General features: G+C 64.6%; 20 protein-coding genes. 10 read left to right on the top strand and 10 right to left on the bottom strand.

Features of this window, described 5'->3' with window-relative positions; translation table 11 throughout:
• Nucleotides 1–100: 100 nt before the first annotated feature.
• The 5 genes from zwf to pgi all read left to right on the top strand — a co-directional run bounded on the left by zwf (nt 101) and on the right by pgi (nt 6,545).
• The gene (zwf, locus tag GPT34_RS06145; protein ID WP_291010378.1) at nt 101–1,576 is read left to right on the top strand and encodes a glucose-6-phosphate dehydrogenase; all 1,476 of its coding nucleotides are present in this window, start codon (nt 101–103) and stop codon (nt 1,574–1,576) included.
• Nucleotides 1,576–2,298, top strand: coding sequence for a 6-phosphogluconolactonase (gene pgl, locus GPT34_RS06140; protein WP_291010377.1), 723 nt, complete (start codon nt 1,576–1,578; stop codon nt 2,296–2,298). Before zwf ends, pgl begins: the two co-directional genes overlap by 1 nt.
• Nucleotides 2,299–2,350: 52 nt before the next feature.
• Nucleotides 2,351–4,186: a phosphogluconate dehydratase gene (gene edd, locus GPT34_RS06135; protein WP_291010376.1), complete on the top strand. Its 1,836-nt coding sequence runs from the start codon at nt 2,351–2,353 to the stop codon at nt 4,184–4,186.
• A gap of 16 nt (nt 4,187–4,202) precedes the next feature.
• Nucleotides 4,203–4,841 (top strand): bifunctional 4-hydroxy-2-oxoglutarate aldolase/2-dehydro-3-deoxy-phosphogluconate aldolase, encoded by a 639-nt coding sequence (gene eda / locus GPT34_RS06130; RefSeq protein WP_291010375.1) that lies wholly within the window; start codon nt 4,203–4,205, stop codon nt 4,839–4,841.
• Between the two features lie 132 nt (nt 4,842–4,973).
• Entirely contained in the window at nt 4,974–6,545 is a 1,572-nt protein-coding gene (gene pgi, locus GPT34_RS06125; RefSeq protein WP_291010374.1) for a glucose-6-phosphate isomerase, read from the top strand.
• A 131-nt stretch (nt 6,546–6,676) separates the two neighbouring features.
• Here the strand turns inward: pgi and GPT34_RS06120 are convergent, their stop codons facing one another.
• From GPT34_RS06120 to GPT34_RS06110, 3 genes are all read right to left on the bottom strand, one after another.
• Entirely contained in the window at nt 6,677–7,438 is a 762-nt protein-coding gene (locus tag GPT34_RS06120; protein ID WP_291010373.1) for a hypothetical protein, read from the bottom strand.
• 81 nt (nt 7,439–7,519) lie between these two features.
• Entirely contained in the window at nt 7,520–7,978 is a 459-nt protein-coding gene (locus GPT34_RS06115; RefSeq protein WP_291010372.1) for a DUF1499 domain-containing protein, read from the bottom strand.
• Between the two features lie 14 nt (nt 7,979–7,992).
• Entirely contained in the window at nt 7,993–8,601 is a 609-nt protein-coding gene (locus tag GPT34_RS06110) for a heme-binding protein (protein WP_291010371.1), read from the bottom strand.
• Nucleotides 8,602–8,776: 175 nt separating this feature from the next.
• Here GPT34_RS06110 and GPT34_RS06105 point away from each other — a divergent pair, with 175 nt between their 5' ends.
• Nucleotides 8,777–11,062: a PBP1A family penicillin-binding protein gene (locus GPT34_RS06105; protein ID WP_291010370.1), complete on the top strand. Its 2,286-nt coding sequence runs from the start codon at nt 8,777–8,779 to the stop codon at nt 11,060–11,062.
• A 67-nt stretch (nt 11,063–11,129) separates the two neighbouring features.
• Here the strand turns inward: GPT34_RS06105 and GPT34_RS06100 are convergent, their stop codons facing one another.
• The 4 genes from GPT34_RS06100 to GPT34_RS06085 all read right to left on the bottom strand — a co-directional run bounded on the left by GPT34_RS06100 (nt 11,130) and on the right by GPT34_RS06085 (nt 15,879).
• Nucleotides 11,130–12,110, bottom strand: coding sequence for a nitronate monooxygenase family protein (locus GPT34_RS06100; RefSeq protein WP_291010369.1), 981 nt, complete (start codon nt 12,108–12,110; stop codon nt 11,130–11,132).
• A 97-nt stretch (nt 12,111–12,207) separates the two neighbouring features.
• Nucleotides 12,208–13,998 carry an acyl-CoA dehydrogenase gene (locus GPT34_RS06095; protein WP_291010368.1) on the bottom strand — a complete coding sequence of 597 codons (1,791 nt, stop codon included), beginning with the start codon at nt 13,996–13,998 and terminating at the stop codon, nt 12,208–12,210.
• Between the two features lie 76 nt (nt 13,999–14,074).
• Entirely contained in the window at nt 14,075–15,007 is a 933-nt protein-coding gene (locus GPT34_RS06090; RefSeq protein ID WP_291010367.1) for an electron transfer flavoprotein subunit alpha/FixB family protein, read from the bottom strand.
• Between the two features lie 122 nt (nt 15,008–15,129).
• Nucleotides 15,130–15,879, bottom strand: coding sequence for an electron transfer flavoprotein subunit beta/FixA family protein (locus GPT34_RS06085; protein ID WP_291010366.1), 750 nt, complete (start codon nt 15,877–15,879; stop codon nt 15,130–15,132).
• Between the two features lie 378 nt (nt 15,880–16,257).
• On the opposite strand from GPT34_RS06085, the gene GPT34_RS06080 reads away from it, so the two are divergent.
• The 3 genes from GPT34_RS06080 to GPT34_RS06070 all read left to right on the top strand — a co-directional run bounded on the left by GPT34_RS06080 (nt 16,258) and on the right by GPT34_RS06070 (nt 19,163).
• Nucleotides 16,258–17,274: a TRAP transporter substrate-binding protein gene (locus GPT34_RS06080; protein WP_291010365.1), complete on the top strand. Its 1,017-nt coding sequence runs from the start codon at nt 16,258–16,260 to the stop codon at nt 17,272–17,274.
• A 93-nt stretch (nt 17,275–17,367) separates the two neighbouring features.
• Nucleotides 17,368–17,874, top strand: coding sequence for a TRAP transporter small permease (locus tag GPT34_RS06075; RefSeq protein ID WP_291010364.1), 507 nt, complete (start codon nt 17,368–17,370; stop codon nt 17,872–17,874).
• Nucleotides 17,871–19,163 (top strand): TRAP transporter large permease, encoded by a 1,293-nt coding sequence (locus GPT34_RS06070; RefSeq protein WP_291010363.1) that lies wholly within the window; start codon nt 17,871–17,873, stop codon nt 19,161–19,163. The genes GPT34_RS06075 and GPT34_RS06070 overlap by 4 nt, the downstream gene beginning before the upstream one ends.
• On the opposite strand, the gene GPT34_RS06065 is transcribed toward GPT34_RS06070, so the two are convergent.
• The 3 genes from GPT34_RS06065 to GPT34_RS06055 are packed head-to-tail and all read right to left on the bottom strand — an operon-like array spanning nt 19,153 to nt 22,258.
• Complete coding sequence (locus tag GPT34_RS06065) at nt 19,153–20,478, bottom strand: mechanosensitive ion channel domain-containing protein (RefSeq protein WP_291010362.1); 1,326 nt, start codon at nt 20,476–20,478, stop codon at nt 19,153–19,155. The genes GPT34_RS06070 and GPT34_RS06065 overlap by 11 nt on opposite strands.
• A gap of 45 nt (nt 20,479–20,523) precedes the next feature.
• Nucleotides 20,524–21,312, bottom strand: a complete 789-nt coding sequence (locus tag GPT34_RS06060; protein ID WP_291010361.1) for an enoyl-CoA hydratase — start codon at nt 21,310–21,312, stop codon at nt 20,524–20,526.
• Complete coding sequence (locus GPT34_RS06055) at nt 21,305–22,258, bottom strand: histone deacetylase family protein (protein ID WP_291010360.1); 954 nt, start codon at nt 22,256–22,258, stop codon at nt 21,305–21,307. The genes GPT34_RS06060 and GPT34_RS06055 overlap by 8 nt, the downstream gene beginning before the upstream one ends.
• Before the next feature lie 27 nt (nt 22,259–22,285).
• Between GPT34_RS06055 and GPT34_RS06050 the strand changes: the two genes are divergently transcribed.
• Nucleotides 22,286–23,206: a MoxR family ATPase gene (locus GPT34_RS06050; protein ID WP_291010359.1), complete on the top strand. Its 921-nt coding sequence runs from the start codon at nt 22,286–22,288 to the stop codon at nt 23,204–23,206.
• Nucleotides 23,207–23,367: the final 161 nt, after the last annotated feature.

Genomic DNA, 23,367 nt, shown 5'->3' with positions numbered 1-23,367 from the left:
TACCGAGTACCTGGAAGACAAGGGCGAGTTGTGCAAGTTGTACCATCCATGTAACTTGATTACATTAGAATTTCTCCGAGAAAGTAACTAAATTAGAAACATGCTCAAAACTGCGCACGCCCAAACCCCCTCGGCCCCACTCGATCTGGTGATCTTTGGCGGTGCCGGTGACCTCTCGGTGCGCAAGCTGTTGCCAGCGCTCTACATGGCGCACCTGCACAACAACCTGCCAGCCTCCACCCGGATCCATGCGCTGGGGCGCCAGCCCTGGGATCGCGAAGTATTCCTGGGGTTTGTGCAAGAGAAGGTGACGCCCTTCATCGCTGCCGCGGCGCGCGAGGGTGACACCTGGCAGCGCTTCTTGGACCGGCTGAACTACGTCTGCCTCGACGCCACGCAGAGCGCCGACTACCAGGCCCTGGGCCAGGCCTTGCAGAACGGCTCCGACCGCGTGTACTACCTCGCCACCGCGCCCACGCTGTTCACGGAAATTTGCGCCCACCTCGCCAGCGCCGACCTGATCGACGCCACCTCGCGTGTGGTGCTGGAGAAGCCGCTGGGCCACGACCTGGCATCGGCACAAGCCATCAACGATGAAGTGGGCCGGTACTTCCAAGAATCACAGATCTTCCGCATCGACCACTACCTAGGCAAGGAGACGGTGCAAAACCTCATGGTGCTTCGCTTTGGCAACACCATCTTCGAGCCGCTTTGGCGCAGCCCTTACATCAAGAGCGTGCAGATCACCGTGGCCGAAAGCGTGGGCGTGGGCAGCCGGGCCGGCTTCTACGATGGCACGGGGGCCCTGCGCGACATGGTGCAAAACCATTTGCTTCAGCTGCTATGCATTGTGGCGATGGAGCCACCAGTCTCACTCGACCCCGATGCGGTGCGCGACGAAAAGCTCAAGGTGCTGCGCTCGCTGCGCCCGATGACGGTGGCCGATGTGGCGCGCGACACGGTGCGCGGCCAGTACGGCGCGGGAGCATCCAACGGCGAGTCAGCCATTGGCTACCTGAAAGAAGACAACGTGCCGGGCGACAGCGGCACCGAAACCTTTGTGGCGCTGCGCGCCCACATCAACAACTGGCGCTGGGCCAATGTGCCGATCTTCCTGCGCACCGGCAAGCGCATGGCTGAGCGCCGCTCCGAGATCGTGATCGAGTTCGCCGATCTGCCCTACCGCCTGTTCACCGACTCGCCGCGCCAGTCGGTGAACCGGCTGATGATCCGGCTGCAGCCCGAGGAGCACGTGCAGCTGCAGATGATGGCCAAAGAGCCCGGCAGCGGCATGCGGCTGCGCCCCGTCAACCTCAACCTCGACCTCGAATCGGCATTCACGGAGCGCCGCGCCGAGGCCTACGAACGCCTGCTGATGGACGTGATCAAGGGTCGCCTAACGCACTTCATGCGCCGCGACGAACTGGAGGCAGCTTGGACCTGGGTGGACCCTATCCTCGAAGGCTGGGCCCAGCTCAACGAAAAGCCCAAGACCTACACCGCCGGCTCCTGGGGTCCGGCCGCTTCTTCGGCGCTGATGGCGCGGGAAGACTCTGCCTGGGTGGAGGAGGCCTGATGCCCCGTCGGCCACCGCGCCACCTGAAGGAATACCACGCCAAGAGCGCGGCCGATCTCGCGCGTGGACTGGCTGCGCAGCTGGCCAACACCCTGCGCGAGGCCATCGAGGCGCGCGGCCACGCCTTGCTGGCGGTCTCTGGTGGCAAGTCGCCCATCGCGCTCTTTGAGGCCTTGCGGCAGCAGTCCCTGAACTGGGCGAACGTCAGCGTGATCCTGGTCGACGAGCGTTGCGTTGCGCACGACCATGCGGACAGCAACACGACCCTGGTACGCCAGCACCTGCTGCAGGAACAGGCCAGCGTCGCAGCGCTCACGCCTTACTTCGACAGCCTGGCAGATCCGCTGGACGACGCCGCGCTGGACCGGCTGGTGTCTCAGGCCAACCGGCGCCTGGCCCGACTGCACTGGCCCATCGATGTCGCCGTGCTCGGCATGGGCGAAGACGGCCACACCGCCTCGCTGTTTCCCGACGCCCCCGGCCTGGAAAAGGCCTTGCGCAACAGCGGACCGCTGGCCTGGGTGCGCCCCAACGCTGCGCCGCATGCGCGCCTCACGCTGACCTTGCCCGCGCTGCTGGCCAGCCGCGAGCTGGTGCTCTTCATTGGCGGCGAAGCCAAGCACACCGTCTACCGCCAAGCCCTGCTGCAGGCCGATCCAGCGCTGCCCGTGTCGCTGGTGCTGCACCAGCACCAGACGCCGATCAGCGTCTGGCTGACCTGACTTTTGAATCCGACCCATTCCCCGACCGCCTGAGTCGCAAGGTGACCCGAACATGAACACCCGATTGCACCCCACCATAGACCACGTCACGCGCCGCATCATCGAACGCAGCGCCGGCCCCCGCGCCGCTTACTTGGCCACTGTGGCCCAGCAGCGCACGAGCGGCCCGCAGCGTGCCGGCATGGGTTGCGCCAACATGGCGCACACCACCGCCGCTTTGCCCGCCAACGACAAACTGAAGATCCACGCCGAGCGCACGCCGCATGTGGGCATCGTCACCGCTTACAACGACATGCTATCGGCCCACCAGCCGTACGAGACCTACCCCGAGTTCATCCGCGATCACGCGCGTACTCTGGGCGCCACGGCCCAGGTGGCCGGGGGTGTGCCCGCCATGTGCGACGGCATCACGCAGGGCGCAGCGGGCATGGAGCTGTCGCTGTTCTCGCGCGACGTGATCGCCCTGTCTACCGCGGTGGCGCTGTCGCACAACGTGTTCGATGCGGCGCTGTTCCTCGGCATCTGCGACAAGATCGTGCCAGGCCTGTTCATGGGTGCCACGCAGTACGGCCACCTGAGCGCCGCCTTCGTGCCCGCCGGCCCCATGACCACAGGCCTCTCCAACGACGCCAAGGCCAAGGTGCGCCAACAATACGCTCAGGGCCTGGTGGGTCGAGACGCTTTGCTGGAAAGCGAAGCGCAGGCCTACCACAGCCCTGGCACCTGCACCTTTTACGGCACCGCCAACAGCAATCAGATGCTGATGGAGATCATGGGTCTGCACCTACCCGGCTCCAGCTTCGTCAACCCCGGCACACCGCTGCGCGATGCACTCACGCGCGAAGCGGTGCGGCGCGCGGTAATGAACACCGGGCGCACCGGCGGCGAGGCGATCTGCCTGGCCGACATCGTGTCCGAAAAATCCATCGTCAACGCCATCATTGGCCTGGTGGCCACAGGTGGCTCGACCAACCACACCATCCACCTGGTGGCCATGGCGCGTTCAGCTGGTGTGCTGATCGACTGGGATGACTTCGCCGAGCTCTCGGCCGTGGTGCCGCTGCTGGCCCGCGTGTATCCGAATGGCAGCGCCGACGTGAACCACTTCCACGCCGCCGGCGGCATGGGCTACCTGATGCAGGAACTGCTGGGCGCAGGACTGCTGCATGGCGACGTCACCACCGTGATGGGCCAGGGCCTGGCCACCTACACACAAGAGCCCTGGCTAGACGGCAACACCCTCGCCTGGCGCCCCTTGCCCCAGCAGAGCGGGGACACCAGCGTGTTGCGCCCCGTTAGCGAGCCTTTCAGCCCGGACGGTGGCCTGCGTCTGCTACGGGGCAACCTGGGGCGCAGCGTGGTCAAGGTCTCGGCTGTCAAGCCCGAACACCGCGTGGTGCGTGCGCAGGCGGTGGTGGTCAGCGACCAGCAAGACCTGCTCTCCCTATTCAACGCCGGCCAGCTGGAGAAAGACGTGATCGCCGTGGTGCGTTACCAGGGGCCACGAGCCAACGGCATGCCCGAGTTGCACAAGCTCACGCCGCCGCTGGCCGTGTTGCAGGACAAAGGCTTCAAGGTCGCACTGGTCACCGACGGCCGCATGTCGGGCGCCTCGGGCAAGGTGCCGGCCGCCATCCACATCAGTCCCGAGGCGCTGGCCGACGGGCCGATTGCCCGCGTCATGGACGGCGACTGGATCACGCTGGACTGCGAGCGCGGCGTGCTCGAACTTGAAGTGGATGCCGCCACGCTGGCGGCGCGCACCGCGAAGCATCCCGACCTCCGCCACAACGCCCACGGCACCGGCCGCGAACTGTTCGGCCTGTTCCGCAGCCACGCCTCCACCGCCGAGTCGGGCGCCTCGCCACTCTTTGGCGACCGTCCCTGAACTGGACATCACCCCCATGCCCACCACCTGCTTCACCCACCCTGCCTTCACCTCCCGCGTGGTGCCCGTCATCGTGCTGCACGACCCCGCGCACGCCGTGCCCCTGGCCCATGCGCTGCTCGAAGGCGGCGTCGACGTGATGGAGATCACCTTGCGCTCGCCCGCGGCACTTGCATCCATCGAAGCCGTCGCCAAGGCCGTGCCGCAAATGCACCTAGGCGCAGGCACGGTGACCCGCGTGGCCGAAGTGCAGCAGGTGATCAATGCCGGCGCGAAGTTTGCGCTGTCGCCGGGTTGCACCGATGCGCTGGTTGGCGAGGCCAAGAAGGCATTGCTGCCGCTCATCCCGGGCGTGATGACCCCGGGCGAAGTGATGTTCCGGCGCGAACAAGGCTTCACTCTCATGAAGCTGTTCCCGGCTGCGCAAGCCGGCGGCCTGGCCATGCTGAAGGCGCTCGGTGCGCCCATTCCCGACGTGAGCTTCTGCCCCACCGGCGGCGTGAGTCCCGAGAACCTGCAAGACTTTCTGAAACTGCCCAACGTCGCCATGGCCGGTGGCTCTTGGCTCACACCGGCTGACGCGATGGCGGCCGGCGACTGGAAGCGCATCACGCAGCTAGCCCGCGAGGCTACCGCGCTGGCAGCGGCGGCCTGACGATCAGGAAAATGCCACGCAACGCCAGCATGGCACAGTGACAGCCAGACCGAGCCTAGCCGACACCTTCACCCCCCCACCTCGCCAGCCCGTCGACGGGCACCGGCGAAACAGAGCAAAAGCACTGCCCCCATGACCTCACTGCACGCCCACCCCACCCAGCTGCCCGCCTGGCCTCAGTTGACTGAACTGGCTGCCGCGCCGCTGCCGCACCTGCGCGAGCTGCTCAGCACCGACGCCGGCCGCGCGAAGCGACTGAGCGCCACCGCCGCCGGCATCACGCTTGACGCCAGCCGCCAGCGCATCACGCCCACCATCCACAGCGCGCTGATCGCGCTGGCCGAGCAGGCGCAAGTGGGCGCGCAGCGCGACGCCATGTTCCGAGGCGACCCGATCAACCTGACCGAAAACAGGCCGGTGCTGCACGTGGCGCTGCGCGGCCAGAGCGGGCCTTGGGGCGAAGCCATCAGCGCCGATGTGGCGCGCGAACTCGACCGCGTCTGCACCTTTGCCGACGGCGTGCGCTCTGGCGCCATCACCGGTCATTCGGATGAGCCCTTCACCGACATCGTCAACATCGGTATCGGCGGCTCCGATCTCGGCCCGCGCATGGCGGCTGACGCCCTGGCGCACCTCACGCTGACCGGCCCGCGGGTGCACTACGTCTCCAACCCGGACGCGTGGGCACTGTACAGCGTGTTGCATCACCTGGACGCGGCGCGCACGCTGATCGTGGTCTCCAGCAAAACCTTCACCACCCAGGAGACACTGACCAACGCGGCCAGCTGCCAGCGCTGGCTGGTCGACAGCGGCGTGCCCGCCGATCGCTTGGGCCGCCACCTGGTGGCCATCACCGCCAGCCCGAAGAAATCTGCGGAACTGGGCTACGACGCAGATCGCACCTTCCTGTTCTGGGACTGGGTCGGTGGCCGCTACTCAGTCTGGTCTGCACTCGGTCTGCCACTGGCCATCGGCGTGGGCGGTTCGGCCTTCCGCGAATTCCTGGCCGGCGCGTGCGCCATGGACCACCACTTCTGCACAGTGCCGCTGGCGGCCAACCTTCCCGTGCTGATGGCGCTCTACGGCATCTGGAATCGCAACTTCCTGCACTGCCCCACGCACCTCATCGTGCCTTACGCCTCGCGCCTGGTGCGCTTCACGCCCTTTGTGCAGCAGATGGACATGGAGAGCAACGGCAAACGCACCCACATCGACGGCACACCGGTCACCGTGGACACCGGCCCGATCGTCTGGGGCGGCCTGGGCATCGACGGCCAGCACGCCTACTTCCAGTTGCTGCACCAGGGCAAGCACACCGTGCCGGTGGACTTCATCGGCGTGCAAAGCGAAGACACGCCGCTTCCGATGGCAGCCACGCACCACGCGGTCGTCAACCTCAACCTGCGCGCGCAGGCCCAGGCCATGGCCGAAGGCCGCAGCGTGGAGGCCACGCGGGCCCTGCTTCAACACGACGGCATGCCGGCCGCCGATCTGGACGCGATGGCCCGGCACCGCAGCTTTGAGGGCAACATCCCGAGCAACATCCTCTGGCTCGACCAGCTCGATCCGTCGCGCCTGGGCGCCCTGATCGCGCTTTACGAACACAAGGTGTTCACACAGGCCGCCATCTGGCGCATCAACGCGTTTGACCAGTGGGGCGTGGAACTGGGCAAGACCATGGCGAAAGCGATGGAGGCAGAGTGAGGCCTGCGCCCCTTCGTGCGCGATCCCGCAGCTCGCTAAGAGGCAGCCAGCATTCGGCAAGCCGGCGACATTTGCCTCGCGTCTAAAAATGCAGCGCTGGCCCCCGCAGCGCCATCAGCCCTAGCGGTCGATCATGGGTGGCTGTGATCGCCGTTACTCTGCACGCAGAGCAAGCCCTTCGCCGCATCGATCCGCAACGACAGCGGCACCGCAGCATCGTTCATGACGGCCAGCAGAAACGCACGCGGGTCCTGAAAGCTGCTGGTCACGGATGTGACGGCACCGTTCGCTTCATGCACCATGATCGTCGGCGCGGGAGACGCCGCCATCAGGGGCTCTTGAGCCGACAATGCCGTCTGCGCCCTTCGCAGCTCGGCGCTGCTGATGGCGCGCAGCCGCGCCAGCAGCTCGGCCTGGGCGTCGGCACCGGGTTCGAAGTCCAGCGCTGGGTCGTCGCCGAACACGGCGGGCAGGTCGGGCGCGACGAAGGCGGCCCAACGCTCAGGCGTGGCGGCGAACGGGGGACAGCTGGGCGCTGGGGCCGCCATGTTCGCGCCAGGCCAGACGCGCACGCGCTCCGTACGAACGTCGCCAAGGTAGTGCCGCTGCAAATACGCCAGCAATCGAGTCGCTTCGGCACAGGGCAGCGGCTCGGCCAGCGAGAACCAGAGCTCGAACGCATCTCGGCCGTTCACAGCAATCGCTGGTGCGGGCCACTCCAGATCGACCTGCACGCCGCGCCACAAGGGCGCAAGCGCTTCCCAATGCGCGGGACCGACCAGGGCAAGCACCAGCGCGCGCACACAACCGTCTTTTCCGAGCAGTTTTGGTTCGCCGGCCGTGGCGTCGGAAGGCAGATAAAGGCGCCGGAGCTCGGTTTGCAGTCGGTTCATGCGGCCATGGTAGCCGCCGAACGCACCGGCTGTTCACCCCGGAACATGCCTCTTGTGGACCGCAGCTGAAAGACGACGGCTTCAGCGGCCTGGCGCGGCTTCGAAGCGCTCGGCGAAAAGCTGCATGCGCGCGCGGTTTTTGCCGAAGTCGTACAGGCCGAAGGTCGAACGGGACCGATAGTCCACGCGCTTGAGTGCCGGGTCAACTCGAAACGTGACCTCATCCTTGAAGCCAGCGGGCGTGGTGAACACTGCTTCCAGCACCAGGCCTTCCACGCGAACGAGTCGGGCCTCTGGAAAACTGGACAAGGTGGCGCGCAGCCGCTCCGTCGCCTGCTCGGCCGAGCCTGCAAAACCGAGAGGTGGCGCACCGTCCACCGAGCTGACGCAGTTGCTCGGCAGGCTGCACGCCAGCGCTTGCGGTGCGGGCGACTTGGCCGCATCAGGTGGGGTGGTGGCACAGGCGCTCAGCAGCAGCGCCATGGCCAGCAGCACGGTGCAATGCAAGGCGGCGGGCCGCAACGGTCGATCAAAACGCATGGTGTGTCCAAGGGTCAAGGCAGTGTCAGCCAGATTTCGTTGCGGCGCAGGAACCAGGGCGTGATCGGCGGGTTGTATCGCGAGAGCACCGGTTCGCCCACCCAGGGCTGGCTGGCCTCGCGCAGCGCAGTTTGCAGCAAGGCGAGGTGCTCCTCGTAGTTGGCCTGCGACCAGAAACCCGAATAGCGGATCACCGCCACCCGGCTCGCTGGCACCTCGCGCAGCTGCACCCTTGAATCCAGCGGTTCGGGAGCCGACGCCAGAGTGATGCCTTGGGGCAGTACAAACTGCACCCGGAAGCCTCCGGCTTCGGGGCTTTGCGTCACTGGTGCGGTCATCGCCATTTTCACCGGCTCGGCGGCCTGCGTCACTGGCGCCGTCATCGCCATGCGGCGCTCACCTTTGTTTTTTCCAAAGATGTAGCCGGCCAGGATGGGAAACGCCTCTGAAGACGCCTCGTCTGCGGGGCCACTCACCAGCACCTCGGCCACCACGTAAGGCGCGTAAGCACGGATCTCCACACCAGCCCACTCGCGCTCCACGGTGTAGGCCGGCTCTTCAATGGCGTGGCTCATCAACGGTGCGGCCAGCAAAGCCAGCAAACCCAAAAGACGTTTCATCATGGTGATCTGATTGTGCAAGGCTCCATAGGACTCGGCGGGCGTTGGGGAGTTCCTGTCGGGTCTCTTGCCAGCCCATCACGCAGCCCAGCGGGTGGATAGCGGCCTCACACCCCGTTACACCACAAGGGAGCTCACCCCACACAGTCTTGACAGGGCGCCGGGATAATTGCGTGACATGTATCGATTCCCTCCCCTGTCCCCTCTGTTGAAGCCGCTGCTGGCGGTGGCCGCTGCGGTCTCGTTTCTGGTCACCGTGCCCGCTCCCGTGGCGGCGTTTGACCTGCCGGCGATTGACCGCATCGTGCAGTACCAGCCCAAACTGCCGCTTCAGGTGCTGACGGCCGATGGCGTGGAGATCGCGCAGTTTGGCACCGAGCGGCGCGAGTACGTGCCGCTGGCCCGTACGCCCAAGCTGCTGCAGGACGCGGTGCTGGCGGTGGAAGATGCGCGCTTTCGTGAACACAACGGCGTGGACCCCAAGGGTATGGCGCGCGCGGCCTTGTCCATGCTCACCGGTGGACGCACCCAGGGTGCGAGCACCATCACGCAGCAACTGGTGCGCACCATGCTACTCACCCGCGAGCGCACGGTGGAGCGCAAGGCCAAGGAAATCCTGCTCGCCTTCAAGGTGGAGGATGCGCTGTCGAAAGACCGCATCCTGGAGATCTACCTCAACGAAATCTTTCTCGGCCAGCGCGCCTACGGATTTGCGGCCGCCGCCAAGATCTATTTTGGCAAGCCCATGGATCAGCTCTCGCTGGCCGAGACCGCGATGCTGGCTGGGCTGCCGCAAAACCCCTACTACGCCAACCCGGTGATCAACTTCGAACGCGCCACTGTGCGCCAGCGGGTGGTGCTGGAGCGCATGCGCACAGTGGGCGTCATCACCGAACCGGAACTCGCCAAGGCGCGCGCCGAGAAGCTCAATATCCGTGCGCCTGGCCAACGCAGTGTGGACGCTGCGCACGTGGCCGAGATGGCACGCCGAGCGGTGGTCGAACGCTTCGGCACCGAAGCTTATTCCAGCGGCATTCGCGTCACCACCTCGCTGCGCGCAGCCGACCAGCGCGCTGCCACCGCGGCGGTGCAGCGAGGAGTCATGGCGCTGGAGGCAAGGAGCCCGTGGCGCGGCCCTGAAGACCAGATCGACCTCCCGCAGGTAGACGGTGCGGCGCTGGACAACGCCATCGCCGATGGCCTGAAAGGCCAGCGCGACGATGATTTCCTGCGCCTGGCTGTGGTGCTATCGGCCAGCCCGAAAGCGGTGCAGCTTCAGCTGGCCAGCGGAGAGCGCGTCACCATCCAGGGTAGCGGCCTTCGTCTGGCTGCCGCCGGGCTGGCTTCCAAGGCCAAGCCGGTGCTGCGGCTGCAACGCGGGTCAGTCGTGCGCGTGGTGGCCAGCGGCAAGGCGCTGGCGATCACCCAATGGCCTGAGGCCGAGGCCGCGCTGGTGGCGCTCGACCCGCGCACCGGTCGCGTGCGTGCACTGGTGGGCGGCTTCGATTTCGCCCGCCAACCGTTCAACCATGTCACGCAGAGCTGGCGCCAGCCCGGCTCAGCCATCAAGCCGCTGCTCTATTCGGCCGCACTCGAAGAACGGGTGATGCCCACCACGCTGGTGGACGATCTGCCCTTCACTGCCGCCAACGGCTGGAGTCCCGGTAACAGCAGCGGGGTTGGCAGTGGCCCGATCACCATGCGCCAAGCCCTGGCCAAGTCCAGCAACCTGGTGAGCGTGCGCCTGCTGCAGCACACCGGCACCCAGCGCGCCCGCGAGTGGACCACCCGCTTTGGTCTCGACGCGCAACGCCAGCCCGACAACCTCACCCTGGCCCTGGGTACCGGTTTGGTCACGCCGCTGCAGATGGCCAGGGCCTATGGCACGCTGGCCAACGGCGGCTGGAACGTCGAGCCGGTGGTGATCGAAAAAATCACTGATGCGCAAGGCAAGCTGTTGTTCGAAGCTCCACCGCCCGCCGCCCTGAATGAGGACAACCGCGCCATTCCGGCCCGAAATGCCTATGTGATGAGCAGCCTGCTGGCCGACGTCACCCGCGTCGGCACGGCAGCGCGTGCCCAGGCCGCGCTCAAGCGCACCGATATTTACGGCAAGACTGGCACCACCAACGATGTGGTCGATGCCTGGTTCGCCGGCTACCAGCCCACCCTGGCCACCGTGGTCTGGCTCGGTCACGACAAACCACGCAGCCTAGGCGACCACGAATCAGGCGGACGTCTGGCACTGCCAATCTGGGTTGACTATATGGCTCAAGCGCTCAAGGGCGTGCCCGTGAGCGCCCCAGGCCAACCGCCAGCAGGCCTGATCCGCGAAGGAGACGACTGGCTGTACAGCGAGTGGCAAAACGGCGGTGCCGTCACTGCCATCTCCGACGGCAGCGGCACGCAATACGCCGGACCACCGACCTTGATCGACGCGATCCGGGACTGGTTCAAGCCCTGAGCAAGTGTCAGCCACCCAACAAGAAAGCCGACCCACTGGTCGGCTTTCTTGTTGGGTGTGAGCGCAATCAGCCGGCGCAGATGCGGGCTTTGGCTTCGGCGTATTCGCGCTTGAAGCGAGCCACCATCTCGGCCGCCGGCATCACCTCGCGGATCGCGCCAATGCCCTGGCCGCAGCCCCAGATGTCTTTCCAGGCCTTGGCCGCGTTGGCGCCTTCGCCGGTGGAGAAGTTCATTTTGCTGGGGTCGCTCTCGGGCAGCTTGTCGGGGTCCATGCCCGCGTTCCTGATGCTGCCCTTCAAGTAGTTGCCATGGATACCTGTGTAAAAGTTGCTGTAGACGATGTCGTCCGAGTTGCTCTCGGTGATCATCTGCTTGTAGCCGTCCACCGCGCGGGCTTCCTCGGTGGCGATGAAGGCCGAACCGATGTAGGCGAAGTCGGCACCCATGGCCTGCGCAGCCAGGATGGCACCACCCGAAGAGATCGAGCCGGAAAGCGCAACCGGGCCACCAAACCACTCGCGAATTTCCTGGACCATGGCAAACGGGCTCTTCACGCTGGCATGACCACCGGCACCGGCCGCCACCGGAATCAGACCATCAGCGCCCTTCTCGATTGCCTTGTGGGCGAAGACGTTGTTGATCACGTCGTGCAGCACCACGCCGCCCCAGGCCTGCACGCCTTTGTTCACGTCTTCTCGCGCACCCAGGCTGGTGATGACGATCGGCACCTTGTACTTGGCACACAGCTGCATGTCGTGCTCCAACCGGTCGTTGCTCTTGTGCACGATCTGGTTGATCGCAAATGGCGCCGCCGGATTGTCTGGATTGGCCTTGTCGTGCGCCGCCAGCGCCTCGGTGATTTCAGCCAGCCACTCATCCAACTGAGACGCCGGACGCGCATTGAGCGCAGGCATGGAGCCCACCACCCCGGCCTTGCACTGGGCAATGACCAGCTTGGGATTGCTGATGATGAACAGCGGCGAGCCGATCACCGGAAACTTGATCTTCTTGAGAATGGGGGGCAAGCTGCGCGCGGGTGCGGTCATGGTGTCTCCGAAAGGGATTTCGCTGGATTCTGGACGCTGCGCGTGCTCTGCCGTGTCGATGCGGTGACAGCACCCCGAAGCGCCTGAAAGAAAAAGGTCAGAACGCTTCGGCGGGGAGCGCCGTGACGGCCTCTGCACCTTCCACGATCGCGTCGCGCATGCCAGGGGCGCGGCTGAGGATGTGGTCGGCGTAAAAACGCGCGGTGGTGATCTTGCTCTGCATGAAGACCGCGTCGGTGCCCGCAGCCAGCTGGTCTTCTGCCACCAGCAGCGCGCGCGCCAGCTGCCAGCCCGCCATCAGATTGCCCGCCAGCATCAGGTAAGGCACGCTGCCGGCAAACGCGGCGTTTGGGTTGCTGCGGGTGTTGGCGGCGATGAACTCGACCACGTCCACAAACGCCTGCCGCGCAGCGGTGAGCCGCTTGGCCACGGCCATCGCCTGCGCGCTGCCGCGCTTGACCAGCTCGGCTTCCGTTTTCTCGATCTGCGCGGCAATCGCCTTGGCGCCAGCGCCGCCGTCGCGCGAAGTCTTGCGGCCCACGAGGTCGTTGGCCTGGATCGCCGTCGTTCCTTCGTAAATGGTGAGGATCTTGGCGTCTCGGTAGTACTGCGCTGCGCCGGTTTCTTCGATGAAGCCCATGCCGCCGTGAACCTGCACGCCCAGCGAGGTGACTTCCAGACTCATCTCGGTGCTGTAGCCCTTGACAAGCGGCACCATGAAGTCGTAGAACGCCGCGTTCTCCTTGCGTACCGCTGCGTCAGCGTGGTGATGGGCCGCGTCATACGCGGCAGCCGCCACGCTGGCCATGGCGCGGCAACCTTCGGTGAAGGCCCGCATGGTCATGAGCATGCGCTTGACATCGGGGTGGTGGATGATGGGCGCGGCCGCGCTCATGCTGCCATCCACCGGGCGGCTCTGCACGCGGTCCTTGGCATACCCCACGGCCTTCTGGTAGGCGCGCTCGGCGATCGCGATGCCCTGCACGCCGACCGCGTAACGCGCGGCATTCATCATGATGAACATGTACTCCAGGCCTCGGTTTTCCTCACCAACGATGTAGCCCACAGCGCCGCCATGGTCGCCGTACTGCAGCACCGCGGTCGGGCTGGCCTTGATACCCAGCTTGTGCTCGATGCTCACGCAATGCACGTCGTTGCGCTCACCGAGAGAGCCGTCTTTCTGGACCATGAATTTCGGCACCACAAACAGGCTGATGCCCTTCACCCCTTCGGGCGCACCGGTCACACGGGCGAGCACCAGGTGCACGATGTTCTCTGCCATGTCGTGCTCACCGTAGGTGATGTAGATCTTGGTGCCAAACACCTTGTAGCTGCCGTCGGGCTGCGGCTCGGCGCGGCTGCGCACCGCCGCAAGATCGCTGCCGGCCTGCGGCTCGGTCAGGTTCATGGTGCCGGTCCACTGGCCACTCACCAGCTTCTCCAGGTAGATCGCCTTGAGCTCGTCGCTGCCCGCAGTGAGCAGGGCTTCGATAGCTCCGTCGGTGAGTAGCGGGCACAGCGCAAAGCTCATGTTGGCGCTATTGAGCATCTCGCCACAAGCCGCACCAATCGTCTTGGGCAGGCCCTGGCCGCCAAAGTCCACAGGGTGCTGCAAGCCTTGCCAGCCGCCTTCGGTGTACTGCTTGAAGGCTTCCTTAAAACCCGGTGTGGTGGTGACCACGCCAGCCTTGAACGACGACGGATTCTTGTCTCCCTCCCAGTTCAATGGCGCCAGCACATCCTGGTTGAGTTTGGCGGACTCCTCCAGCACCGCTTGCGCGGTTTCCAGACCCGCATCTTCGAAGCCGGGCATCGCCGCCACCTGGTCGATGAGCGCCAGGTGCTCGATGTTGAACAGCATGTCTTTCAGGGGGGCGGTGTAGCTCATCTTGTGCCTTAGGAGTCGCGAAAAGCGGATAGAAAAAAGGGCATCGCAAACGATGCCCTGTCCAGGGTCTGGCGTTTCAGAGTGCCTTGGTCAGCTCGGGCACGGCATCGAACAAGTCGGCCTCCAGACCATAGTCGGCCACACCGAAGATCGGAGCCTCAGGGTCTTTGTTGATCGCCACGATGACCTTGGAATCTTTCATGCCAGCCAGATGCTGGATGGCGCCCGAGATGCCGCAGGCCACGTAGAGCTGAGGCGCAACGATCTTGCCAGTCTGGCCCACCTGCCAGTCGTTGGGGGCGTAGCCTGCATCCACCGCGGCGCGGCTGGCGCCCAGCGCTGCGCCGAGCTTGTCGGCTAGTGGCGTCATCACTTCGTCGAACTTCTCGCTGGAACCCAGCGCCCGGCCACCCGAGACGATGACCTTGGCTGCGGTGAGCTCGGGGCGGTCGCTCTTGGCGATCTCGCTGCCCACAAAGGTGGTCTTGCCGCTGTCGGCTTCGGCGGCCGCGGTTTCCACCGGGGCGCTGCCACCGCTTGCGGCTGCCGGGTCGAATCCGGTGGTGCGCACCGTGATCACCTTGGTGGCGTCGCTGCTCTGCACCACGGCCATGGCGTTGCCGGCGTAGATGGGGCGCTCAAAGGTGTCGGGCGATTCGACCTTGGTGATGTCGCTGATCTGGGCCACATCGAGCTTGGCGGCCACACGCGGCGCGATGTTCTTGCCCGAAGCAGTAGCAGGGAACAGGATATGGGTGTAGCTGGATGCGATGGTCAGCACCTGGGCCGCCACGTTTTCGGCCAGGCCATGCGCCAGGCCTTCGGCGTCAGCGTGGATCACCTTGGTCACACCGGCAATCGCAGCAGCCGCCTTGGCCGCTTCTCCGGCGTTGTAACCTGCTACCAGCACATGCACATCCCCACCGCAGGCCGCAGCGGCGGTGACCGTGTTGAGCGTCGCGCCCTTGATGGAAGCGTTGTCGTGTTCAGCAATAACAAGAGAAGTCATGGTTGAAATCCTAAAAATATGTCGGAGCGCGATGTCCAAAACTCAGGGCGCCGTGGAACCGGCTTCGCCTGGCCACCAGCCCTGCCCCCTGTGGGGCTGAAGCTGAGGGCGGCGCGAGGGGGTCAAATGACCTTGGCTTCGTTCTTCAGCTTGTCCACCAGCGTGGCCACATCCGGCACCATGATGCCGGCGCCACGCTTGGGCGGCTCGCTGACCTTGAGTGTCTTCAGGCGCGGGGTCACGTCCACGCCCAAGTCTTCCGGCTTCATGATGTCCAGCGTCTTTTTCTTTGCCTTCATGATGTTGGGCAGCGTCACGTAGCGCGGCTCGTTCAGGCGCAGGTCGGTGGTGATGACTGCGGGCAGTGTGACGGAGAGCGTCTCCAGACCACCGTCCACCTCACGGGTCACATTGGCTTTGCCATCGACCACTTCCACCTTGTTAGCGAAGGTGGCCTGTGGCAGGTCGGCCAGGGCTGCGAGCATCTGGCCGGTCTGGTTGCAGTCGTCGTCAATGGCCTGCTTGCCCAGGATCACCAGGCCAGGTTGCTCCTTGTCGACCAAGGCCTTGAGCAGCTTGGCCACGGCCAGTGGCTGCAACTCTTCACTGGTCTCGACCAGGATGGCCCGATCGGCGCCGATGGCCATTGCGGTGCGCAGGGTTTCCTGGCATTTGGCATCCCCACAAGAAACGGCGATCACTTCAGTAGCCACGCCTTTTTCTTTCAGGCGCACCGCCTCCTCAACAGCGATCTCGTCAAATGGGTTCATGCTCATTTTGACGTTGGCGATGTCCACACCACTGCCATCGCTCTTGACACGGACCTTGACGTTGTAGTCCACCACGCGCTTGACGGGGACAATGATTTTCATGATCGGAAGCTCCTGAAGATGGGGACAGAAAGATGGCTGACGCGTTGACGTGCACGTCAATCGGGTCATTGTATGCCCGCCCCTTGGACGCAGGCGGTGAAGGCCCGCCGCTGGGGCGGCGCTTCAAGACCCTCTTATAAAAAGAACGATCGTGCTTTTTTGTATTATAGGGGACGGCGTTCATATCGCCTAGCGCGATGGCTTGGGTGGCTCGCCCAACCAAGGCGAACATGTGCCGGCCAATTCCCCAACCGATCGGTCGGTTAATTCGGGTTAGTCTGGAGGCGGCGAGCATCGGTGTTCGCCTATATTGTTCAGAGTGCCTGGGGATACAACGCTCCCCTCGCCCTTTCCACCTCGATCCTGGAGATTTCCGATATGAAGACCCAACACGTCTTGGCCGCCCTGTTTTCGACCACCTTGCTGATGGGCGCGCAGGCGTCGGCACAAACGGTGTTTGCCGTCTCGAGCTGGCTGCCACCTACCCACACGCTGTCCACGGTGCAGAAGAACTGGTGCGACCTGCTGGAGAAGGAAAGTACCGGGCGCATGAAGTGCAACATCCTGCCCAAGGGCGTGGTCGCCGCACCCGGCACTTTTGACGCGGTGCGCGACGGTCTGGCCGACATTTCTTACACCGTGGACGGCTACACACCCGGGCGCTTCATCAACACCCAGGTCGCCGAGTTTCCGTTCCTTGGGGACAGCGCCACCGCGACCTCGGTCGCCTACCAGCGCATTTACGACAAGTACTTTGCGCCACTGGGTGAGCACCGCGGAGTAAAGGTTCTGGGCGTGTTTACCCACGGCCCGGGCATCATCTTCAACACCAAACAGCCGGTGACGTCGGCGGCGGATGCCGCGTCTCTGAAGTTCCGTATCGGTGGCGGCAACATCAACGAACTGTCCAAGGCCATGGGGTGGAACACCACCCTCAAGGCCGCGCCGGAATCATTCGAGCTGCTGTCCACCGGCGTCATGGACGGCACCTTCTTCCCCGACGAATCGGTGGCCTCGTTCAAGCTCAGCATGATCAAGCACGCCACCACCTTCCCGGGCGGCCTGTACAACACCAGTTTCGTCTTCATGATGAATAGCGCCAAGTACAACGCGCTGTCGGCGCAAGACAAGGCGGTGGTGGACAAGCTTTCTGGCGAGCCCGCCGCGCGCATGTTTGGTCAAGGCTGGGACAAAGTCGACGAGGCCAGCCGCAACGGGGCGCAAAAGGCCCAGGGCGTGGCGCGCATTCAGGCCGACAAGGCCTTTGTGAAGGCGGTGGCCGACAAGCAGGACTACCTGGAGACCAAGTGGGCCGCCAGTGCCCAGGTCAAGGGGCTGAAGGAGCCGAAAAAGGTGCTCGCTGAGTTCCGTGCTGAAATCGCCAAGGTGAAGTAAGCGCGGCGCGCTTCCACACACCGCCAAGCCGGCGGGGCTGTCGTTCATTCGCGGCCTCGCCGGTTTTTTGTTGATCCGGCCAGATACTCACCCATGCTCAAAACCCTGGAAAAACTGCTGCGCTGGTCCACCGGCCTGATGGCGGCCATGGCACTTTTCGCCATCATGTGGCTCACGCTGGTGGATGTGATTGGCCGCAAGTTCTTGAACAACTCCATTCCCGGCAGTCTGGAGATGACCGAGGTGTTGATGGTCATCGTGATCTTCGGTGCGCTGCCGCTCGTGTCCTGGCGCAGTGAACATGTGGTGTTCGACTCGCTCGATCCGTTTGTTCCGGTCTGGCTCAAAGGCTTGCAGACCAGCATCGTCCACTTGATCTGCGCCGGTGTTTTCGGTTTCCTGGCTCGGCTCATCCTGATGCGGGCCGACCGCTTTGCCGAATACGGCGACATCACCGTGTACCTGCAGCTGCCCCTGGCACCAGTCGCCTGGGTGATGGCGGTTCTGCTGGCGATCACGGCTGCGGTGCACCTGCTGTTTGTGTTTGTCCGGCCGCCGCCCGGCCATGTTGGCGCGCAGGAACCTGGAGCCGTGACATGACCGAAGCGGTGCTGGGCTTTCTGGCGGTATTCGCCCTCGCCTTTTTGCGAGTCCCGCTGGCGGTGGCGATGTCCATCGCGGGCATCGTAGGACTGGGTTTGATGCGAGGCTGGCAACCAGCTTATGCCAGCACCAGCCAGGTGGTGTTCGAGACTGGCTTCCACTACACCTTGTCGGTGATTCCGCTGTTTGTCTTGATGGGCAACTTCGTGGCTCGCGCTGGCATGGCGCGCGAACTGTTCAACGCGGCCAACGCCTTCGTTGGTCACCGGCGCGGTGGCCTGGCCATGGCCAGCATCATCGCGTCGGGCGGTTTTGGTTCCATCTGTGGCTCCTCGATCGCCACCGCGGCCACGATGTCGCGCGTGGCCTATCCCCAGATGAAGGCCCACGGCTACAAGGACACGCTGGCCACGGGTGCGATTGCGTCGGGTGGCACGCTCGGCATCCTGATCCCGCCGTCGACCATCCTGGTGATCTACGGCATCATCACCGAGACCGACATCGGCCGGCTGTTCATCGCCGGCATCCTACCGGGCCTGGTGGCCATCACATGCCTGTGCCTGGCGGTGGTGTTTGTGACGTGGCGCGACCCCGAGGCTGGGCCGCCGGCCGAGCGCTACACCGCGCGACAGCGCTTGTCCGCCGTCAAGAACATCTGGGGTGTGGCGCTGTTGTTTGTGCTGGTGATCGGCGGCATCTACGGCGGCGTGTTCACCGCCACCGAAGGCGCTGGCGTGGGTGCGGCGGGCGCATTTCTGTTTGCACTGGCCAGGCGCACGCTGACACCGAAGCTGCTGATGGAGGTGCTGATGGAGAGTACCCGCACCACTGCCATGCTGTTCACGATCCTGATCGGCGCGATGATCTTCACCAGCTTCATCAACTTCACCACCATGCCGGCCGACCTGCGCGACTTCGTGCTGCAGTTCAGCCCGCACCCGGTGATGGTGGTGGTGATGATGATGGGCATCTACCTCGCACTGGGTATGGTGATGGAAGAGCTGGCCATCGTGCTGCTGACCATTCCGGTGTTCTTCCCGGTGATCACCGCCCTGGGTTTTGATCCGGTCTGGTTTGGCATCCTGATCGTGACCATCGTGGAGATCGGCATGATTTCGCCGCCGGTGGGGCTGAACCTGTTTGTACTCAGCTCGTTACTGCCCACGGTTTCGCTGAACACGATTTACCGCGGCGTCTGGCCATTTGTACTGGCCGACATCGGCCGGCTCGGCATCCTGATTGCGTTCCCAGCCATCGCGCTGTGGCTGCCCAGTTTCATGGCTTAGCCGACCGCTGGATGTGCAGCACCCGTTGCGGGTACGGAATCTCGATGTCGTTATCCCGCAGCGACTGCAGGATGGTTCGGTTGACCAGCGAGCGCAAATTGAGCTGGCCGTTCTCCGGGTCGGCGATCCAGTAGCCCAGGGTGAACTCCAGGCCGTCGGCGCCAAAGGCCGACAGGGCGACGGACGGACAGGGATCTTTCAACACGCGGTCCTGAGACAGCGCAGCCTGCTCCAGCAGCCCCGTCACCTGATCGACATCGCTGTCGTAAGCGACAGACACCACGGTAGATTGCCAGACCCTGGTATCGGCCAGTGAGAGGTTCTCAACCCGGTTGATGATGAGGAGTTCGTTGGGCACGATGGACTCGCGCCCAGTGAGCGAGCGGATCACGGTGTAGCGCGCATTGATGTCGGTGATCCGGCCTTCAAAATTGTCGACCCGCACGTTGTCGCCGATGCGCATGCTGCGCTCGGCCAGAATCACAAAACCACTCACGTAGTTCGATGCCAGCTTTTGCAGGCCAAATCCAATGCCCACACCAATGGCGCCCCCCAGCACCGAGAGCGCGGTGAGGTCGATGCCCACGGCCGACAGTGCAATGATCAGGCCAACAAACATCAGCATAGCGCGTGTGGCGTTGCTCACCGCCTTGCGCAGCGAGAGGTCACCGCCGACGGCGGTGCGCAGCAGCCGGGTCTCAATGGCGGCCGAGATCCAAAGCGATAGGATCAGCACCGCCACGGCGGTGAGCGCGCCTTCGATCAAGGTGCGCACGCTAATCTGTGAGCCACCAATCTTCCAGGTGATCTGATCCAGTTCAGCCAGAACCACCGGCAACAGGCCGCTGACCCACAGCACCATGGCGATCCAGGCCAGCCAGGAGATGGACCGCTCCATCACGCGCACCCATGGCGCCGACGCAAAAGCCAGCTGCAAGACCTTGACCCCGAACCGGATCACCACCAGCGCGATCAGCACCGGGATCACCACCTTGAAGGTGGCCACAGGCAGAAACTTCAGCAGCAGCGCACGCGCCAGGTAGCCCAGCAGCAACAGCAGCAGGGGAAACAGCAAGCCGTCGAACAGGCGACGTCCGAACAGCACAGAGCGCCGCTCGTCCCTCATGCCCAACGCATGTCGCAATGCGGCCGACAGGCCCCAGGCCAGCAGAACGCAGGCGAACAGTGCAGCCACCTCGATCAACACGGTGGGTCGCAAAAAACTGTCGAACCAAAGTGCAAAGTCGTCGATGGGGGGCGGCGTGGCCAGCACGGCGGAGGTGGCAGGCGGAGTGGTGGTGGCGGAGGTCGTCATGAGTCGGCCCGAACAAGACAGCGGACGCGTCGGAGAAAAAATCCGTCAGCTGCGCCAGCTTGGCGCGCGCTTGTCGATGAAGGCCTGCACACCTTCCTGCGCCACCTCACCTGCCATGTTGCAGGCCATGGTCTGCCCCGCGAGCTGGTAAGCCGAGGCCAGACCGGTTTCGAGCTGGCGGTAAAACAGGGTCTTGCCCAGGGCAATCGCCTCGCGTGGCTTTTGCAGGATGCGCTCCACCAGCGCAGCGACCTCGGTATCGAGCGATTCGGCACTTGCCACGCGGTTCACCAAACCCCGAGCCTTCGCTTCGTTCGCACTGATGAAGTCGCCGGTGAGCAGCATTTCCATGGCCTGTTTGGGCAGGATGTTGCGCGACAAGGCCACGCTGGGCGTGGCGCAGAACAGGCCCACATCGATGCCGTTGACACCAAAGGTGGCGCTCTCGGTCGCTACCGCCAGATCACACTGCGCCACCAGTTGGCAACCCGCGGCCGTGGCCAGACCTTGCACGCGGGCGATCACAGGCAGCTCCAGCGCGCGGATCGACAACATGACCCGCGAACAGCGTGCAAAGAGCGCCTGGTAATAGGCCAGATCCGGATGGGCCTTCATTTCCTTGAGGTCGTGGCCGGCGCAAAATGCACGGCCTTCGGCGGCCACAACCACCACCCGCGCCTGTGGATCGGCCCCGATGGCGTCGATAGCCGCCTGCAAGGCCGCCAGCATGGCTTCGGACAGCACGTTGAAACTGCGCGGCGCGTTGAGCGTGAGGGTGTGCACGCCGCGCTCGTCTTGCGTGTGGCGCACCACTGGGGCAGCCACTTCAGACATCGGCCAGCACCCGCAAATGGGCTTCCACGCTGCGCGCCAGCGCACTCAAGGCGTAGCCCCCCTCCAGACAGCTCACGATACGGCCTTGTGCATGCTTCACGGCGATGTCCTTGATGCGCTGGGTGAGCCAGGTGTAGTCCTGCTCCACCAGGGCGAGCTGGCCCATGTCGTCTTCCCGGTGGGCGTCGAAACCGGCGCTGATGAACACCATCTCGGGCCGGTGCTGTTCCAGGCGCGGGATCCAGTCCGAATCGACCAGCTCGCGAACAGCCACGCCCTTGGTGTAGGCGGGCACAGGCACGTTGACCAGATTCGGCCCTCGCGCGTGGTCCCAGACCGGATAGAAGGGATGCTGGTAAAAGCTGCACATAAGTATGCGCTCGTCACCCTGCACGATGTCTTCGGTGCCATTGCCGTGGTGCACATCGAAGTCGATGATGGCCACGCGCTGCAGGCCGTAACGGGACAGGGCGTACTTCGCCGCCACCGCCACGTTGTTGACAAAACAAAAACCCATGGCCTGGTTGCGGGTGGCGTGGTGACCCGGCGGGCGCACGGCACAAAAGGCATTGGCGATCTCGCCGGCCATCACCGCGTCGGTGGCGTCGATCGCCGCGCCGGCTGCCACCAAAATGGCGTCCCAAGAATGGATGTTGATGGAGGTATCGGGGTCGACCTGCGCATGCTGAGGACCACCGGCCGTGATTTCGTCACGAAGTCCGTCGGAAAGCCCCCTCAGAGACGCCAGGTGCATGCGACCATGCGCGAGCTCCAGGTCGGCCAGCGAGGCCGGGGTGGCTTCGCGCTGATCCAGCGCCGCGTCCAGCCCGGTAATGAGCAGGCGGTCCTGGATCGCGTCCAGCCGCTCGGGACATTCGGGGTGCCCGGCGCCCATCTCATGGCGCCAGCAATCGGGGTGGGTGAAATAACCGGTGGCCTGGCCCATCAATCTTTTTCCGTTAAGGTTCGCGGCATGCTCGCAGACACCAAAATTCGACAATTGCTGAACCAGCTTAACACGGTCATCGTGGGCAAAAGCGCCCAGGTGAGCGACTGCGTGGCCTGCCTGCTGGCGGGCGGCCACCTGCTGATCGAGGACGTGCCGGGCGTGGGCAAAACCACCTTGGCCCACGCGCTGTCGCGCGCCTTCGGCCTGCAGTTTTCTCGCGTGCAGTTCACCGCCGATCTGATGCCCAGCGATCTGGTCGGGGTATCGGTTTACGAACGCGGGCACGAGGGTTTTGTGTTCCATCCGGGCCCGGTGTTTGCCCAGGTGCTGCTGGCCGACGAAATCAACCGCGCCAGTCCCAAGACTCAGAGCGCCTTGCTCGAAGCGATGGAAGAAAAACAGGTCACGGTCGAGGGCGAAACCCGTGCCCTGCCCGAGCCGTTTTTTGTCATTGCCACGCAAAACCCGCACGACCAACTCGGCACCTACGCCCTGCCCGAATCGCAGCTGGACCGCTTTCACATGCGGATTTCGCTCGGTTACCCCGACCGCGCCGCCGAGCGTGAGCTGCTGCGCGGCGAGGACCGGCGCCACATGGTTGACGGCCTGGCGCCGGTGCTGTCGGTCGAGCAACTGGCTAGCCTGCAACAGCAGGTGGCTGCGGTGCACACCGCCGAGCCGGTGATCGACTACCTGCAAGACCTGGTCGCCGCCACCCGCTCGGGCCGCTGGTTTGCCCAGGGCCTGTCGCCCCGCGCCGCGCTGGCGGTGGTGCGCGCGGCCAAGGCGCAGGCCTTTCTCAGCGGGCGCGATTACGTGGCGCCAGACGATATCGCCGCTATCCTGCCGCAAACAACGGCGCACCGCTTGATTCCAGTGGCCGACGCTGGCCGCGGCTCGCTGGAGCAGGTACGCGCATTGGTGGAAGCGACTCCACTTCCATGAGCCCCCCGGCGCAGGCTTGGCCGTCATCCTCCGGGGGGGGGCACTGGCCGACTGGCGGAGCCAGATCGGCGGTAGCCTGGATCGAGGCACTTCGCGCCGGCAAGAGGGCTGAGTGTTCATGAGCGCCGCTTCTCAGACTTCTCCAGCTAGTGTGTCGACAG

Origin of the sequence: Hydrogenophaga sp. (assembly GCF_011390835.1) — a bacterium.
Classification (GTDB): Bacteria; Pseudomonadota; Gammaproteobacteria; order Burkholderiales; family Burkholderiaceae_C; genus Hydrogenophaga.
The sequence above is the reverse complement of the archived record's forward strand: the minus strand, read 5'-3'. Positions and strand labels throughout refer to the sequence as shown.

Bases quoted from the DNA above. Each gene is read 5' to 3' on its own strand.
- zwf (WP_291010378.1), top strand. From the start codon at position 101: ATGCTCAAAACTGCGCACGCCCAAACCCCCTCGGCCCCACTCGATCTG.
- pgl (WP_291010377.1), top strand. From the start codon at position 1,576: ATGCCCCGTCGGCCACCGCGCCACCTGAAGGAATACCACGCCAAGAGC.
- edd (WP_291010376.1), top strand. From the start codon at position 2,351: ATGAACACCCGATTGCACCCCACCATAGACCACGTCACGCGCCGCATC.
- eda (WP_291010375.1), top strand. From the start codon at position 4,203: ATGCCCACCACCTGCTTCACCCACCCTGCCTTCACCTCCCGCGTGGTG.
- pgi (WP_291010374.1), top strand. From the start codon at position 4,974: ATGACCTCACTGCACGCCCACCCCACCCAGCTGCCCGCCTGGCCTCAG.
- GPT34_RS06120 (WP_291010373.1), bottom strand. From the start codon at position 7,438: ATGAACCGACTGCAAACCGAGCTCCGGCGCCTTTATCTGCCTTCCGAC.
- GPT34_RS06115 (WP_291010372.1), bottom strand. From the start codon at position 7,978: ATGCGTTTTGATCGACCGTTGCGGCCCGCCGCCTTGCATTGCACCGTG.
- GPT34_RS06110 (WP_291010371.1), bottom strand. From the start codon at position 8,601: ATGATGAAACGTCTTTTGGGTTTGCTGGCTTTGCTGGCCGCACCGTTG.
- GPT34_RS06105 (WP_291010370.1), top strand. From the start codon at position 8,777: ATGTATCGATTCCCTCCCCTGTCCCCTCTGTTGAAGCCGCTGCTGGCG.
- GPT34_RS06100 (WP_291010369.1), bottom strand. From the start codon at position 12,110: ATGACCGCACCCGCGCGCAGCTTGCCCCCCATTCTCAAGAAGATCAAG.
- GPT34_RS06095 (WP_291010368.1), bottom strand. From the start codon at position 13,998: ATGAGCTACACCGCCCCCCTGAAAGACATGCTGTTCAACATCGAGCAC.
- GPT34_RS06090 (WP_291010367.1), bottom strand. From the start codon at position 15,007: ATGACTTCTCTTGTTATTGCTGAACACGACAACGCTTCCATCAAGGGC.
- GPT34_RS06085 (WP_291010366.1), bottom strand. From the start codon at position 15,879: ATGAAAATCATTGTCCCCGTCAAGCGCGTGGTGGACTACAACGTCAAG.
- GPT34_RS06080 (WP_291010365.1), top strand. From the start codon at position 16,258: ATGAAGACCCAACACGTCTTGGCCGCCCTGTTTTCGACCACCTTGCTG.
- GPT34_RS06075 (WP_291010364.1), top strand. From the start codon at position 17,368: ATGCTCAAAACCCTGGAAAAACTGCTGCGCTGGTCCACCGGCCTGATG.
- GPT34_RS06070 (WP_291010363.1), top strand. From the start codon at position 17,871: ATGACCGAAGCGGTGCTGGGCTTTCTGGCGGTATTCGCCCTCGCCTTT.
- GPT34_RS06065 (WP_291010362.1), bottom strand. From the start codon at position 20,478: ATGACGACCTCCGCCACCACCACTCCGCCTGCCACCTCCGCCGTGCTG.
- GPT34_RS06060 (WP_291010361.1), bottom strand. From the start codon at position 21,312: ATGTCTGAAGTGGCTGCCCCAGTGGTGCGCCACACGCAAGACGAGCGC.
- GPT34_RS06055 (WP_291010360.1), bottom strand. From the start codon at position 22,258: ATGGGCCAGGCCACCGGTTATTTCACCCACCCCGATTGCTGGCGCCAT.
- GPT34_RS06050 (WP_291010359.1), top strand. From the start codon at position 22,286: ATGCTCGCAGACACCAAAATTCGACAATTGCTGAACCAGCTTAACACG.